A 14,859-nucleotide genomic window follows, 5' to 3' on the forward strand; every position below is an offset into this window, starting at 1 on the left:
GAGCGCAACCATGCCAGCGAAATCGCAAGCCCGGCAGCCTGCCGCCGGGGCCGCACTGTCGGCCCGGCACGGCGACACGAACATGAAGGGCCTCACCCCGCCGGCGAAGTCGATGGCTAGCTCGACGAACGACAAGGCGCGCGAGGAAATGGCTTCCGCAGAGGCCCGACGCAAACCCGGGCACGAGCACGATGCGTGATCGACGACGACGCACGTTGACGACCGCTGTCCTTCAGGAGATATCCATGCTTCGATATGCCGTCATCTTCTTCATCATCGCGATCATCGCGGCCGTGCTCGGCTTCGGCGGCATTGCAGCCGGTGCGGCCGAGATCGCGAAGATCCTGTTCTACATCTTCGTCGTGATCTTCCTGGTCACGTTGCTGCTGGGCGTCGTGCGCCGATGAGCGAGGCGGCCGACCGGCCGCGGTGCATCAAGGAACTTGAGCATGCGGTCGCGAACGGCTTTCCGTCGCAGTCGACCGTCGTCGCTCATGGGGACGACGCATCCGGGCGGCCGACGATCCAGATGTCGTGGGTACGCGTGCCGGCGGAAGAAAGCGCGCACGAATGGCGTTGCGCGGTCGATCTGCGGTTCGCGTCGCACATGGTCGAGCGTTATGCGTGGCTCGATGCGGTCGACCGGCTGCACGTGCGCACGCATCTGTGCAACGGTGCGTGGCGCGCGGTGGATCGGCCGCTCAGCATTACACGCCGTTGAAAACTTTGCATGGGCTGGCGGGCACCGCGCGGTGCCATATCGCACCGCGCGCTTACGGCACGGGTACTCGCCGATTCGCGTGCATTGGCACGGTCCGTGCGTACATCGACGATTGTCGGCACGCGTATCGTGCCGCATGTCGGTGCGAAACCGTTGCCGCACCGCGCAAAGCCGTCGACGGGAAACGAGCATGCTGACCGCCCATGAATTCGCCGTGCTGTTCCTGGTGTATCGCGCGCCGGAGCAGATCCAGCTCGATCGCGAGGACGTCGTCGCGCTGGTCGAGCAGCACCTGATCGTGATGCAACGCGACGACGCGTCGGGCAAGCACCGGCCCGCGCTGACGGCCGACGGGCTGTCGGTCCTGCGGCGCGTGCAGCGACATGACGCGGGCGAGTCCGACGTTATCGATACATGACATGCAAGCGGGCACGGATTCAGCGCACGGTTGGCTGACGCCTCTCCTACAATGAGACTCATGCGGACGCCTCGCCGGATCGAACCGGTGCGCAGCGCCCGCGCAGGTTCAGGCTCGCTTCCGTTTGTCGTCGCCAAGGATCCATCGAAGGAGGGCAACATGACGAAACTCATCGCTCTGTTTCTGGTCGCCGGTAGTGCTTTTCTCGCGGGCTGCAACACCGTTGCGGGCGCGGGTGAAGATATTTCGAAGGGCGGCCAGGCCATCCACAACACGGCCGAACAAGCCAAATAACCGACAGGCGGTCTTGCCATGATCCTCTATCACACCGAGCCCGACTCGCCTGTCGTCGAAATTACCGTCGAAGGAAAAATCACCGACCACGATCTGCGCGAAGCCATCGAGCGCATGCGCGGCGATCTCGAACTGAACGGCAAGACCCGCGTGCTCGAACGCATCGAGCATTTCACCGGCATCGAGCCGAAGGCACTGTGGACCGATATCACGCTTGGCGTCCCGGTGGCCCGCAAGGTCACGCGCGCCGCGGTGGTGTCCGACGCGGGCTGGATCCGTGCATCGATGCATCTGGCGCGGTTCTTCGTCAAGGCCGAGGTCAAGGCGTTCCACGTCGACGAGCTGGAGCAGGCGCGCGTCTGGGTCAACGCCTGAGGATCGGCGAACGATTGTCCAGGCATCTGGCGCGCCGGGCAGGCGTGCGTCCCAGCCCCATTTGATGGAGCGATCGAACTATCGCCCGCGGATCGATCGCTTCGACCGCGACTTGAATCGCTCCAGTTCCTTGTCGGACAGTACGTAATCGGTGCAGTCATGCAGGCGCTCGAAGGCGAGATCCAGGAATGCCCGCACGCGCTTGGGCAACGCAGTTCGGCTTCCGTAATAAAGATGCAGGCCGATGTGCGTGCTCATGTGCTGCAGGAGAACCGGCACCAGTCGTCCGGCCCGGATGTGGCGTACCGCCGAGAACCCTGCCAGTTGCCCCATCACTTGCCCGGCAAGCACGGCTTGCACTTCAAGCTCGGAGTCGTTCGTCGAAAACGCCGGAGACATCTGCCGATGTTCGAGCTTGCCGTCGACGCTCAAATACCAGGGCGCCACCTTGCCCGTGCCGGGATGCCGGAACACGGCACAACGATGCACCGCGAGGTCATCCAGTGTCGACGGCGTGTCGTGTGCGTCGAGATATTCAGGCGTCGCGCACACGATCATCTGGATCGGAAAGAGCTGCCGGCCGATGACGCCTTCGCTGGCTGACGCGCCGATCCTGAAGCCGACATCGACGCGATCCAGCACCCAGTTGCCGATGCCGTCATCAAGCTGGACATCCGGCTGAATACCGGGGTGCTCGCGACAGAATTCGTCGAGCAGCGGCATGAGGATGGCGGCGAACGACGATTTCGGCCCAACGATACGCAACGGCCCCGCGATCTCGTCCTTGGACTCCCGCGCCAGGACCAGCGCCCGGTCCAGTGCGTCCAGTGCGGGCTGCGTGTTCTCCAGAAACCGCTGGCCTTCCTCGGTAAGGGCGAGGCTGCGCGTCGTTCGATGCAATAGCCGGACGCCGAGGCGCTGCTCCAGTTGCGCGATAGCCTGACTTGCCGCCTGGGGCGTGACGCCTTGGGCAAGCGCCGCCTGCCGGATGCTGCCGAGTTCCACTGCTTTGGCAAAGGTCGCGATGGCCTTGAAGTCGCTGGCGGGCATGGTCGATGTGTGCGTTGAAGTGCGGATGGTCGCGGTTTCGCGTCGTGCCAGTATCAATCTGCAGTTGATACTGGTGCAACAAGAATTCGACTATTCGCTTGAAACTGCGCCTTCTAAAGTAGCGACTTGGGCCAGGGTATCCGGCTCGTCGTCGAGCCGGCCCCATGCCGCCATCGACTTTCAGTGCAAAGGACCGATCATGCAGGATGTGACACTGAACAACGGGATGAAGATGCCGATCCTCGGCTACGGCGTCTTTCAGATTGCCGACGAGGCGGAATGCGAGCGCTGCGTCGTCGATGCGGTACAGGCAGGCTACCGCCTGATCGACACCGCTGCGTCCTACCGGAACGAGGCGGCTGTCGGGCGCGGCCTCGAACGTTGCGGGGTGCCGCGTGACCAGCTTTTCGTCACCAGCAAGCTGTGGGTCGAGGACGCCGGTTACGAGCAGGCGAGGGTGGCCATCGACAAGTCGCTGAAGCGTCTGGGCCTCGACTACCTCGACCTGTTTCTGATCCATCAACCGTTCTCGGACGTTCACGGCGCGTGGAGAGCGATGGAAGAGGCGCATCGTGCCGGCAAGCTGCGCGCGATCGGCCTGAGTAACTTCCACCCGGATCGCCTCATGGACATCGCGTGTTTCAACGAGGTGCCGCCAGCGGTCAACCAGATCGAAGTCAACCCGTTCCACCAGCAGGACGAAAGCGTCGACTTCATGCGCGGGCTCGGCGTTCAGCCAGAGGCGTGGGCGCCCTTCGCCGAAGGGCGCAACAACCTGTTCGAAAACGCGCAGCTCGCGGCGATTGCGCAGCGCCACGGCAAGACCGTGGGGCAAGTCGTGTTGCGATGGGTGGTTCAGCGGGGCATCGTCGCGCTGGCGAAGTCCGTGCGAAAGGAGCGAATGCTGGAAAATCTGGCCGTGTTCGACTTTGAATTGTCCACGGAAGACATGCAGGCCATCGCCACGCTGGAGACCGGCACGAGCAGTTTCTTCTCCCATCGCGATCCGGCGATCGTGAAGTGGATGAGCGAACGAAAACTCGGCCTCTGACGCGTAAACCTGGGCCGTCCGGCCTGCGTTGACGGCATCGAATATACCCCGTCCGGCCGCCCGGCCCGAGGGATCGCAAGGGCCTCGACACCGCGTCGCAAGACCTCGTCTGGCGGGGCACGCGACGTGCCGCTCCGCGTCAATTGCCGCTGGTACAATCGCGGCGATGCGCCGGGCCGGGGTTTTCCGCGCCGTACGCGCCCCAACCTTTGTCGATCCCAGGTATGGCCACACCGGACGCCGTCAGCTCCGGGCAATCGTGGCAGGGCGTAATCGCCCTGGCCCTGACTGCCTTCATCTTCAATACCACCGAGTTCGTGCCGGTCGCGCTGCTTGGCGCGATCGGCGACAGCCTTCACATGCAGCCGACCGACGTCGGGCTGATGCTGACGATCTACGCGTGGACCGTCGCCGTCGTATCCCTGCCGCTGACGCTGGCCACGCGTCACGTCGGGCGCCGCAAGCTGCTGACCTGGGCGTTGCTGGTGTTCATCGGCAGCCATATCGTCACCGGCGTCGCGTGGAATTTCGCGGTGCTGATGGTCGGCCGGCTCGGCATCGCGTGCGCGCACGCGGTGTTCTGGTCGATTTCCGTCCCGCTGGCCGTGCGGCTCGCGCCGATCGACCGCAAAAGCCGCGCGCTCGGCATGCTCGCGATGGGCACGTCGATCGCGATGGTCGCCGGCATTCCGCTCGGGCGCGTGATCGGCGAGGCGTTCGGCTGGCGCGTCACGTTCCTGATCATTGCGGGCGCGGCGGGCATCGCGTTGCTGCTGCTGCGCGCGACGTTGCCCGCGCTGCCGAGCCAGGGCGCCGGGTCCCTCAGCAGCATCGGCGTGTTCCTGCGCAAGCCGGCGCTGGTTGCGCTGTACGCGATCACGGTGCTCGTCGTGTCCGCGCATTTCACGTCGTACACGTATATCGAGCCCTTCGTCCAGAGCGTGAACCACGCGAGCAGCAGCCGGATCACGTATGTGCTGATCCTGTTCGGCATCGCCGGGATGCCGGCTGCGATCTGCTTCAATCGCGTCTATCCGCGCGAGCCGGACAAGTTCCTGCTGGCGTCGATCGTCACGTTGTCGGGATGCCTGCTGATCCTGTTTCCGTGTGCGCTGAACATCGTCACGCTGTCGGTGCATACGCTGGTCTGGGGCGGGGCGATCGTCTGTTTCGGCCTCGCGATGCAGGCATGGGTGCTGAAGCTGGCGCCGGAGGGGACCGATCTCGCGGTATCGATTTTCTCCGGGCTGTACAACGTCGGCATCGGCGCGGGCGCGCTCCTCGGCAACCATATCGCCGGCGACTTCGGGCTGCCGTGGATCGGGACCTTCGGCGGCGTGGTCGGCGCGCTCGCGGTCGGGATTGCGTGGCTCGCGCTGCGTCTTCACGCGAAGCGGGAGACTGCGTAACCCGCTCCGGGTTACGGATGGCGGCGAAGGCGGCGACGGCCCGATGAAATGGCTTCCCGGGCAAGCCGGGAGGCGCGACCCGGTCGCGTGCGGCAAGCCCGGTCACGCAAGGTGAGCGGCCGCTGCACGACCGGGTCGCGAGTCACATGTCATGCGATCGAATAGCCGCCGTCGGCGACGAGCGCATGCCCCGACACATAGCTGGAATCGTCCGACGCGAGGAACGCGACGATCGTCGCCATCTCCTCGGCCGACCCCCACCGTCCCGCCGGCGTCGACGCAGCGAAGGCCTGTTGCGCATCGTCCGACGGCCAGATGCCGCGATGATGGAACGGCGTTTCGATCAGCCCGGGGCACAGCGCGTTGACGCGGATGCCTCGCTTGAACCACTCGATCGAAGCCGTCTTCGTCATCCCGATCACGGCGTGCTTGCTCGCGATATAGACCGACGCGTTTTCGAAGCCGATGAGCCCGCCCATCGACGCGTTGTTGATGATGCTGCCCGAGCCCTGGCGCAACATGATTTCTGCCGCGTACTTCATCGAGTTGAACACGCCGCGCACGTTCGGTTCGAACACCTTGTCGAAGCGTTCGGCATCCTGTTCGAGCAGCGGCGCGAATACCCCTTCCGTGCCGGCATTGTTGAACGCGATGTCGAGGCGTCCGTAGGTCGATACCGTGAAACCGAAGAGCTTGCGAAGATCGTCTTCGTTGGCGACGTCCGCGACGAATGCGCTGGCTTCGCCGCCGGCGGTCGCGATTTCGTCGACCAGTCGATCGAGTTCCGTCTTGCGTCGCGCGCTGACGACGACTTTCGCGCCGCGACGTGCGAGTTCGATCGCCGATGCGCGGCCGATGCCGGAACTGGCGCCCGTCACCAGGGCGATGCGGCCGTCGAGTTGGGTCGATTGGGTGCGTGCATTCATGATGGGATTCTCCTGAGAGGTTGCGAACCGTTCACGTCGAAGCGACGTCTGTTGCTCATTGTGGTCGCTCATCGGTCGCAATAAAATGGAACAATCGCGCATTGAGAATTCCCGTTTCAGGAATTAAATGCGATTTTTCCAGAGCGTCAGAAGGATTCGCCATGCTCAATCGACTCGACATCCTGAAGATCTTCTCCGCGGCAGCTTCAGCGCCCACGTTCCGCGAGGCGGCGACGCGTCTGGGCGTGTCGCCGCAGGTCGTGACGCGCGCGGTGCGCGAACTGGAGGAGACGCTCGGCGAAACCCTGTTCCATCGAACGACCCGCAGTATCCGGATTACCGCCTTCGGGCAGTCGTTTGCGCTTGAAGCGCAGGCGGCGCTGGCCGCGGTCGACGGGCTGTTCGGGGCCGCGAACGGTCAGGGCGATGAACCGGTCGGCGTCGTCAGGATGACGGCGCCGTCGGGCATGGGGCGTCATTACGTACAACCGATCCTGGCCGATCTCGTGCAGCGGTATCCGGGCCTCGTGCCCGATCTGAGGCTGTCCGACGTGCCTTCGCCGGTGGTCGACGAACAGATCGACATCGGCGTGCGGGTCGGCGCGATCGGAGACAACCGCTTCGTCGCGCGAATGGTCGGGCCGTTGCCGATGTGGGTCGTCGGCGCGCCGGCGCTGATCAAACGGCTGGGCGAGCCCAGGAACCTCAAGGAGCTCGAATCGATGCCGGTGACGTGCCTGATCGACCGCGCGAACGGCCGGGCATGGCCGTGGATTTTCCGCGGAGAGCGACAATTCAAACCCGCGTCGCCCACCTATCTGACGGACGACACCGAGGCGGAGATCGAGGCCGTTTGTGCGGGGTTCGGATTGGGCCAGTGCTCGGAGTATCTCGCGCGGCCCTACATCAAGAAGGGACGCCTGGTGCGGTTGCTGCCCGGCCTCGAACCCGAGCCGTGGAAGCTGTACGTCTATCGGCCGCGGCGCGGGCCGATGCCGCGTCGCATCAGGGTGGTGTACGACGAACTGGTGGCGAAGCTCGGGCAGGCGACCTGGCGAGGATAGTCGGCGCTGCCGGGATGCTTCATGAGTCGAGCCAGCCGAGGCGAAGTGGAATGAACGCCCGGTTTCACCATAAACCCGCAATAACCATCCGGATTGTTTCCGCGGCGTCGGCTGTCTCTCCAAAGATTGGGTATTGGCCGTCAATGAGTTAAATCATCAACGACAAAACATTCCCGCTGGAAAATCCGTGTTCTCCCAGTATTTGATCGCATGCTGCAAAGATTGAAACAGGCCAAGGAACGTCATTAATCTGCGTACGCGTACGAAGCCGGCTGACGTGCGTCATTCACAACAATCAGGAGACGGAGATGAAGGGCGTAAATAAGTTAGGAATATTGATGACATGCTTCGTCGCGGCAGCGATAGGGCTGTCCGGATGCGGTGGCGACGACGTCAGTGCGTCGCCATCGGCAAGCGCATCGCCACCGGGCACGGGAACGACACCGGCGACCGGCGGAAACGGAACCACGAATCCCTCGCCTGCGGCCATGCAGCAGATCGCGGTGAATCCGCCGCCGATGGGCTGGTCGTCGTGGAACAGCCTCGAGGAAAACGTGAGCTTCGCGACGATCAAGGCGCAGGCCGACGGGCTGGCCGCGTTGAACGCGAACCTCGCAACGGGCAACAAGTACCAGTATGTGAATATCGACGAGGGCTGGTGGACGTCGAGAAAGCGCGACGCGAACGGCAATTTCATCATCAACGTCGACATGAACGGCAATCCCACCAACCAGTGGCCGGGCGGGATGAAGGCGATGGCCGATTACATTCACGGCAAAGGGTTGAAGGCCGGCATCTATATCGACTCGGGCCCGCAAGGCTGCGGGAGCACGAACGACACGCATTTCGTCGGCAGCGATTACGCGCATTACGATCACGATTTCCTGCAGTTCGCGCAATGGGGCTACGACTTCGTCAAGGTCGACTGGTGCGGCGGGCGGGTGGCCGGATACGATCCGCAGCAGGCCTATACGGCGATATCGCAGGCGATCCGGAAAGCCTATGCGGCCACCGGGAAACTGCTGGTGCTGAACATGTGCGACTGGGGCACGCTCGGCGGCAGCGGCTACCCGGACTACAACCTGGGGCCGTGGGATTGGGCGGCCGGCATCGCGACATCGTGGCGGACGACGGGCGATATCTACGGCCCGGGAAGCGGCGTACCGAAGTTCGGCTCGGTGCTCGGCAATTTCAACGGAAACTATCACCCTGAAGGTCAGCACACCGGTTACTACAACGATCCCGACATGATGGTGGCCGGCATGGGCATGACCGCGGCGAACGACCTCGCGCACGTGAATCTGTGGGCTGTTGCCGGCGCGCCGATGATCCTCGGGAACGATCTGTCGCAAACCCTCTCGAGCGACACGGTGAGCCTGCTCACCAACCCCGAGCTGATCGCGATCGACCAGGACATGCTCGGCCTGCAGGGATTGAAGGTCGCAGACGCGAATGGACAGCAGGTGTGGGCGAAGCTGCTGGCCGGTACGGGGAAACGCGCCGTCCTGCTGTTCAACAACGGCGCGTCGGCGAGTTCGATGACGGTCACGTGGCAGCAACTCGGGCTGGCTGCGGGGACCTCGGCGACCGTTCGCGATATCTGGGCGCACAAGGATCTCGGCGCGGCAACCGGTTCCTATACGGTCGCAAGCGTGCCGGCCGGCGGCACCGTGATGCTGGTGCTGAGCGGCACGGATGTTCCGTCTGCGACGTTCCTGCCCAGTACGTTGTCCGGCGGCGCGACCTATTCGGACTGTTCTGCTTGCGCGAGCGGCAAGATCGTCACCGGGCTCGGGACGGTGGCATTCAACAACGTGACCTCGCAGACCGCGGGCGGCTACATCCAGATCGCGTACCAGAACGCCGGCACGGAAGTCGTCAAGGCACAGCTTGCCGCGAACGGCGGAAACGGCACGACGCTCGCGTTTCCGCCCACGGGCAATGCGGTCGGCACGGTGACGGTCTTCGTCAACCTCACGGCCGGGCAGAACGCGCTGACGTTGTCGAGCGTCGACGGCACGACGCCGGCGCCCTCGATCGCGTCTGTCGCCGTGGTCGCCGGGCCGGTGAAGGTTCCGCCGCCGCCGCCGCTGGCTTATGAAGCCGAAGCTGCCGGCAACACGCTCAGCGGTGCGGCTCGCGTGTCGTCATGCGGCGCGTGCTCCGGCGGGCAGGACGTCGGCTATATCGGCAACGGCGACGGGACCAGCAACGGGACGTTGACGATCAACGGCATTTCGGTGGCCGCGGACGGCACGTACAGCGTCGCGATCGCTTACGTGAACGGCGATTCGACACCGCGTAGCGCGCAGCTCAGTTTCGACGGCGCAGCACCGATCACGGTGTCTTTCCCGTCGACCGGCGGGTGGGGGAGCGTATCGACGCTGACGGTGACGGGCGCGTTCAAGCAGGGCAGTGCCAACACGCTGAAGTTCTCCAACCCGACGGGCTGGGCGCCCGACATCGACGGAATCGCCGCACCGGCCAAGCAGTAACGTGCGGGTGGCGCGGCTACCCGATCATGGGTGGCCGCGCCATGCTCCGGGTGCTGAGCCGACGAGGTCGCGCACGCACGGCAAGCCGACACATTGCGGCATCATCATGGGGCCGACGCACCGACGCCCGGTGCGCAATGTTCGACTGGAGACCTTGCATGCCGATAACCCGGATTGAGACCCGCGACGCGATGGGCGATCCCGATGTCGTCTACGTCAACCCGGAGCACGTGCTGTGGATGTCGCTGCCGACCGCCGCGTACCGGCGGCCGGACAGCATGGCCATTCGCGTGGACGACCGCGTCAAGGGCGGCAGCCTGCTGATGGCCGACAATCCGCCCGCCGGCCAGCTTCTTCAGGATCTCGGCCCGTTCGTGACGGTGACGCTGGCGAACCCGTCGTCCGACTATCCGGACGGTGTCGTGCATGTGCGTGCGCATGCGATCGTCAAGATCGCGACGGACGAGCACGACAAGCCGCTGGCCGACCGGATGCTCGGCTGGGTTCATGTCCAGGATGGCTCGGCCTTCAAGGCCAGGGATTACGCCGGCGTGGCCGCGCAATGGCAGGCGTCGATCACAGCGGCCGGCCGCTGACCGGCCATTCGTGCCGGCCGGATGAAGCAGCGTCCCGCCGCGAGGCTGCCGTCCGGCCGTCTTTCCCCTCAGGAAAACCCTGATCTTCCCGCAGCGACCGCCGGTTTCAGCGGTCGCCGCCCGCCTGCAAACGGTCGCAGCGCAATGCCCGGCCCGGCGTATCCCGCACGCGGGCTGACCCCGCTCCAGTAAGGCTCGGCGCACCGATAACCAACCAAAAAAGGTATGGTGCGCCGCAGTGATGCGTGAATATTCGCGGATTTCGATACCTATCAGGTATGAAAATCCGAGGCCAAAAGTATTGGACGCTCGTTTTGGGCGGGGCGTATAAATCCGTTCCATGAACACCCCACAAGCAGCGTGCCCCATGTCCACCGCCACCATCGAACGCATCGAAACCCGTCTCGTCGACCTGCCGACGATCCGCCCGCACAAGCTGTCGGTCGCGACGATGCATGGCCAGACGCTGATGCTGGTGAAGGTGTTCTGCAGCGACGGCGTGACGGGTATCGGCGAAGGCACCACGATCGCGGGGATGGCCTACGGCCCTGAAAGCCCCGAGGCGATGAAGCTCGCGATCGACGCGTACCTCGCGCCGGCGATCGTCGGCCGCGACGCGACGCGCATTCAGACGCTGATGGCGTTCCTCGGCAAGCTCGCGAAGGTCAACCACTTCGCGAAGAGCGCGCTCGAAACCGCGCTGCTCGACGCGCACGGCAAGCGGCTCGGCGTGCCGGTCAGCGAACTGCTCGGCGGCCGCCGGCGTGACCGCCTGCCGGTTGCATGGACGCTCGCGTCGGGCGACACGTCGACCGACATCGCTGAAGCCGAACGCATGCTCGACCTGCGCCGCCACAACGTATTCAAGCTGAAGATCGGCGCGAAGGCGCTCGATGCGGATATCCGGCACGTGGCCGAGATCAAGAAGGCCGTCGGCGATCGCGCATCGGTGCGCGTCGACGTGAACATGGCGTGGAGCGAAACGCAGGCCGCGCGCGCGATTCCGGCGCTGGCCGATGCCGGCTGCGAACTGGTCGAGCAGCCGGTCGCGTCGGCCGCGGCGCTCGCGCGCCTGATGCGCCGCTTTCCGGTCGCGCTGATGGCCGACGAAATCCTGCAAGGCCCCGACAGCGCATTCGAGATCGCGAAGCATCACGGCGCGGACGTGTTCGCGATCAAGATCGAACAGAGCGGCGGGCTGTTCGCGGCACAGCGCGTGGCCGCGATCGCGGATGCGGCCGGCATCGAGCTGTACGGCGGCACGATGCTCGAAGGCGCATTCAGCACGGTGGCTTCCGCGCACCTGTTCGCGAGCTTCGCGAACCTGCAGTGGGGCACCGAGCTGTTCGGGCCGCTGCTGATCACCGAAGAGATCCTGACGAAGCCGCTCGACTACAGCGACTTCGAACTGACCGTGCCGGGCGGCCCCGGTCTCGGCATCGAGCTCGACGACGCGAAGGTCGGGCGTTTCACCCGCGACGGGCTGACGAAAGTCGTCCGGTAGCACGAGTCAGGCCAAGGCCGTCATTCCCCCCAATACACGTGGAGACACCATCATGAGCGTCAAAGTTTTCGATTCCCGGGAAGTGCAGGATCTGCTGAAGGCCGCATCGAATGCCGGCGGGAACGGCGGCAACGCGCGCGTGCAGCAGATCGTGCATCGCCTGCTCGGCGACCTGTTCAAGGCGATCGACGATCTCGACATCACGCCCGACGAGGTGTGGGCCGGCGTCAACTACCTGAACAAGCTCGGCCAGGACGGCGAAGCCGCGCTGCTCGCGGCCGGCCTCGGTCTCGAGAAGTATCTCGACATCCGGATGGACGCCGCGGACAAGGCAGCCGGCCTCGACGGCGGCACGCCGCGCACGATCGAAGGGCCGCTGTACGTGGCGGGCGCGCCGGTGCGCGACGGCGTGTCGAAGATCGACCTCGACGCGGACGAAGGCGCGGGCCCGCTGGTGATCCACGGCACGGTGACGGGCCTCGACGGCAAGCCGGTGGCCGGCGCGCTGGTCGAATGCTGGCACGCGAACTCGAAGGGCTTCTATTCGCACTTCGACCCGACCGGCGCGCAGACCGATTTCAACCTGCGCGGCGCGGTGAAGACGGGCGCGGACGGCAAGTACGAATTCCGCACGCTGATGCCGGTCGGTTACGGCTGCCCGCCGCAGGGCGCGACGCAGCAACTGCTGAACGGTCTCGGCCGCCACGGCAACCGCCCGGCGCACGTGCACTTCTTCGTCGACAGCCACGATCACCGCAAGCTGACGACGCAGTTCAACATCGACGGCGATCCGCTGATCTGGGATGACTTCGCGTATGCGACGCGCGAGGAGCTGATCCCGCCGGTGGTCGGCAAGACCGGCGGCGCGGCGCTCGGAATGAAGGCCGATGCGTACCAGGACATCGAGTTCAACTTCGTGCTGACGCCGCTGCTGCAGGGCAAGGACAACCAGATCGTCCACCGCCTGCGCGCCGCCGCGCACGCATAACCGCCCGACGGCGCGGCGCGGTTGCGCCGCCGCCGGCCGGGCCCCCCGCGAGATTCAACCGTTACCGATGCGAGCGTGCCTTGCAGGACCCGGCACGCGCATGGGAGGAGCCAACATGTCCGCCACGATCGACCAAGCCAACGCACTGGATCACCTGCTCGCCACCGCCGTGCAGGACGACAAGGCAGCCGGCGTATTCCGCTGCCGCCGCGACATCTTCACGAACCCGGAACTGTACGAGCTCGAGATGAAGCACATCTTCGAGAGCAACTGGGTGTACCTGGCGCACGAAAGCCAGATTCCGGACAACAACGATTACTACACGACGTGGATCGGCCGCCAGCCGATCGTCATCACGCGCGACAAGACCGGCGAGCTGCATGCGGTCATCAATGCGTGCGCGCACAAGGGCGCGATGCTGTGCCGCCGCAAGCACGGCAACAAGGGCAGCTTCACGTGCCCGTTCCACGGCTGGACGTTCTCGAACACCGGCAAGCTGCTGAAGGTGAAGGACGAGAAGACGACCGAGTACCCGGTGCAGTTCAACACGCACGGGTCGCACGACCTGAAGAAGGTCGCGCGCTTCCAGAACTATCGCGGCTTCCTGTTCGGCAGCCTCAGCGCCGACGTGCTGCCGCTCGAGGACTACCTCGGCGAAGCGCGCGTGATCATCGACCAGATCGTCGACCAGGCGCCGAACGGCCTCGAAGTGCTGCGCGGCAATTCGTCCTACATCTACGAAGGCAACTGGAAGATGCAGATGGAGAACGGCTGCGACGGCTATCACGTCAGCACAGTGCACTGGAACTACGCGGCGACGATGGGCCGCCGCAAGGAAGAAGGCACCAAGGCCGTCGATGCGAACAGCTGGAGCAAGTCGGTCGCCGGCGTGTACGGCTTCGACAACGGCCACATCCTGCTTTGGACGCAGACGATGAACCCGGAAGTGCGGCCCGTGTATCAGCATCGCGACGAGATCAAGGCGCGCGTCGGCGACGTGCAGGCCGATTTCATCGTCAACCAGACGCGCAACCTGTGCGTGTACCCGAACGTGTTCCTGATGGACCAGTTCAGCACGCAGATCCGCGTCGTGCGGCCGCTCGGCGTCGACAAGACCGAAGTCAGCATCTTCTGCTTCGCGCCGAAGGGCGAGAGCGAAGCCGACCGCACGACCCGCATCCGCCAGTACGAGGATTTCTTCAACGTGACGGGCATGGGCACCGCCGACGATCTCGAAGAGTTCCGCGCGTGCCAGTCCGGTTATGCGGGCATCACGGCGATGTGGAACGACCTGTCGCGCGGCGCGCCGCTGTGGGTCGATGGCCCGGACGAGAACGCGAAGAAGATGGGGCTGAACCCGCGCATTTCCGGCGAGCGCAGCGAGGACGAAGGGCTGTTCGTGTGTCAGCACGAATACTGGGTGCACGTGATGCGCGATGCGCTCAGGAAGGAACGCGCGGAGGTGGCGGCATGAGCTTCGATTACCGGACCATCTGCGCCGCGCTGTATCGCGAAGCGCGCCTGCTCGACGATCGCCAGTGGGACGAGTGGCTGACCTGCTACACGGAAGACGTCACGTACTGGATGCCCGCGTGGGACGACGACGATCGGCCGACCGACGATCCTCAGAGCCAGATCTCGCTGATGTATTACGCGGATCGCGGCGGCCTCGAGGATCGCGTGTTCCGCATCAAGACCGAGCGCAGCGGCGCATCGACGCCCGAGCCGCGCACGAGCCACAACGTGACGAACGTCGAGGTGCTGGCCGAGCGCGAGAACGAAGTGGACGTGCGCTACAACTTCGACACGCTGAACCATCGTTACCGCGTGACCGATCACTTCTTCGGCACGATGTTCGTCACGTTGCGCAAGTCGGGCGACGAGCTGTTGATCGCGTCGAAGAAGATCGTGCTGAAGAACGATTACATCCGGCAGGTGCTCGACGTTTATCACGTCTGATGCCCGTTG

17 protein-coding genes and 1 pseudogene are annotated in these 14,859 nt (G+C 64.8%); 15 read left to right on the forward strand and 3 right to left on the reverse strand.

The window, feature by feature from the left end; genetic code table 11:
- Window positions 1-10: 10 nt before the first annotated feature.
- The 6 genes and pseudogenes from BBJ41_RS36375 to BBJ41_RS36400 all read left to right on the forward strand — a co-directional run bounded on the left by BBJ41_RS36375 (window position 11) and on the right by BBJ41_RS36400 (window position 1,808).
- On the forward strand, window positions 11-199 hold the full coding sequence (locus BBJ41_RS36375; RefSeq protein WP_069751496.1) for a DUF3008 family protein: 189 nt from the start codon (window positions 11-13) through the stop codon (window positions 197-199).
- A gap of 46 nt (window positions 200-245) precedes the next feature.
- Complete coding sequence (locus tag BBJ41_RS36380; RefSeq protein WP_069751117.1) at window positions 246-407, forward strand: DUF1328 family protein; 162 nt, start codon at window positions 246-248, stop codon at window positions 405-407.
- A pseudogene (locus BBJ41_RS36385) lies at window positions 404-694 on the forward strand (DUF3022 domain-containing protein); the annotation flags it as partial. The gene BBJ41_RS36380 and the pseudogene BBJ41_RS36385, both read left to right, overlap by 4 nt.
- A 217-nt stretch (window positions 695-911) precedes the next feature.
- The gene (locus tag BBJ41_RS36390) at window positions 912-1,139 is read left to right on the forward strand and encodes a hypothetical protein (protein ID WP_069751118.1); all 228 of its coding nucleotides are present in this window, start codon (window positions 912-914) and stop codon (window positions 1,137-1,139) included.
- 159 nt (window positions 1,140-1,298) lie between these two features.
- Window positions 1,299-1,433 carry an entericidin A/B family lipoprotein gene (locus tag BBJ41_RS36395; RefSeq protein WP_069751497.1) on the forward strand — a complete coding sequence of 45 codons (135 nt, stop codon included), beginning with the start codon at window positions 1,299-1,301 and terminating at the stop codon, window positions 1,431-1,433.
- Window positions 1,434-1,451: 18 nt separating this feature from the next.
- Window positions 1,452-1,808: a SpoIIAA family protein gene (locus tag BBJ41_RS36400; RefSeq protein WP_069751119.1), complete on the forward strand. Its 357-nt coding sequence runs from the start codon at window positions 1,452-1,454 to the stop codon at window positions 1,806-1,808.
- Between the two features lie 78 nt (window positions 1,809-1,886).
- Here the strand turns inward: BBJ41_RS36400 and BBJ41_RS36405 are convergent, their stop codons facing one another.
- Window positions 1,887-2,858: a LysR family transcriptional regulator gene (locus tag BBJ41_RS36405; RefSeq protein ID WP_069751120.1), complete on the reverse strand. Its 972-nt coding sequence runs from the start codon at window positions 2,856-2,858 to the stop codon at window positions 1,887-1,889.
- A gap of 199 nt (window positions 2,859-3,057) precedes the next feature.
- On the opposite strand from BBJ41_RS36405, the gene BBJ41_RS36410 reads away from it, so the two are divergent.
- Window positions 3,058-3,909: an aldo/keto reductase gene (locus BBJ41_RS36410; RefSeq protein ID WP_069751121.1), complete on the forward strand. Its 852-nt coding sequence runs from the start codon at window positions 3,058-3,060 to the stop codon at window positions 3,907-3,909.
- 224 nt (window positions 3,910-4,133) lie between these two features.
- Window positions 4,134-5,318, forward strand: a complete 1,185-nt coding sequence (locus tag BBJ41_RS36415; protein ID WP_069751122.1) for a sugar transporter — start codon at window positions 4,134-4,136, stop codon at window positions 5,316-5,318.
- A 149-nt stretch (window positions 5,319-5,467) separates the two neighbouring features.
- Here the strand turns inward: BBJ41_RS36415 and BBJ41_RS36420 are convergent, their stop codons facing one another.
- Window positions 5,468-6,244 carry an SDR family NAD(P)-dependent oxidoreductase gene (locus BBJ41_RS36420; RefSeq protein WP_069751123.1) on the reverse strand — a complete coding sequence of 259 codons (777 nt, stop codon included), beginning with the start codon at window positions 6,242-6,244 and terminating at the stop codon, window positions 5,468-5,470.
- 161 nt (window positions 6,245-6,405) lie between these two features.
- Between BBJ41_RS36420 and BBJ41_RS36425 the strand changes: the two genes are divergently transcribed.
- Complete coding sequence (locus BBJ41_RS36425) at window positions 6,406-7,308, forward strand: LysR family transcriptional regulator (protein ID WP_069751124.1); 903 nt, start codon at window positions 6,406-6,408, stop codon at window positions 7,306-7,308.
- A gap of 295 nt (window positions 7,309-7,603) precedes the next feature.
- Here the strand turns inward: BBJ41_RS36425 and BBJ41_RS40945 are convergent, their stop codons facing one another.
- Window positions 7,604-7,798 (reverse strand): hypothetical protein, encoded by a 195-nt coding sequence (locus BBJ41_RS40945; protein ID WP_156814991.1) that lies wholly within the window; start codon window positions 7,796-7,798, stop codon window positions 7,604-7,606.
- Between BBJ41_RS40945 and BBJ41_RS36430 the strand changes: the two genes are divergently transcribed.
- From BBJ41_RS36430 to benB, 6 genes are all read left to right on the forward strand, one after another.
- Entirely contained in the window at window positions 7,797-9,803 is a 2,007-nt protein-coding gene (locus BBJ41_RS36430) for an alpha-galactosidase (protein WP_236872165.1), read from the forward strand. The genes BBJ41_RS40945 and BBJ41_RS36430 overlap by 2 nt on opposite strands.
- Before the next feature lie 158 nt (window positions 9,804-9,961).
- Window positions 9,962-10,399 (forward strand): hypothetical protein, encoded by a 438-nt coding sequence (locus BBJ41_RS36435; protein WP_156814992.1) that lies wholly within the window; start codon window positions 9,962-9,964, stop codon window positions 10,397-10,399.
- 367 nt (window positions 10,400-10,766) lie between these two features.
- Window positions 10,767-11,903 (forward strand): muconate/chloromuconate family cycloisomerase, encoded by a 1,137-nt coding sequence (locus BBJ41_RS36440; protein WP_069751126.1) that lies wholly within the window; start codon window positions 10,767-10,769, stop codon window positions 11,901-11,903.
- A gap of 52 nt (window positions 11,904-11,955) precedes the next feature.
- On the forward strand, window positions 11,956-12,891 hold the full coding sequence (catA, locus tag BBJ41_RS36445) for a catechol 1,2-dioxygenase (RefSeq protein ID WP_069751127.1): 936 nt from the start codon (window positions 11,956-11,958) through the stop codon (window positions 12,889-12,891).
- 115 nt (window positions 12,892-13,006) lie between these two features.
- A complete protein-coding gene (locus BBJ41_RS36450) occupies window positions 13,007-14,365 on the forward strand; it encodes a Rieske 2Fe-2S domain-containing protein (protein WP_069751128.1) in 1,359 nt (452 codons plus the stop codon).
- Complete coding sequence (benB, locus tag BBJ41_RS36455; RefSeq protein WP_069751129.1) at window positions 14,362-14,850, forward strand: benzoate 1,2-dioxygenase small subunit; 489 nt, start codon at window positions 14,362-14,364, stop codon at window positions 14,848-14,850. Before BBJ41_RS36450 ends, benB begins: the two co-directional genes overlap by 4 nt.
- Window positions 14,851-14,859 lie beyond the last annotated feature (9 nt).

This window comes from Burkholderia stabilis (assembly GCF_001742165.1).
Classification (GTDB): domain Bacteria; phylum Pseudomonadota; class Gammaproteobacteria; order Burkholderiales; family Burkholderiaceae; genus Burkholderia; species Burkholderia stabilis.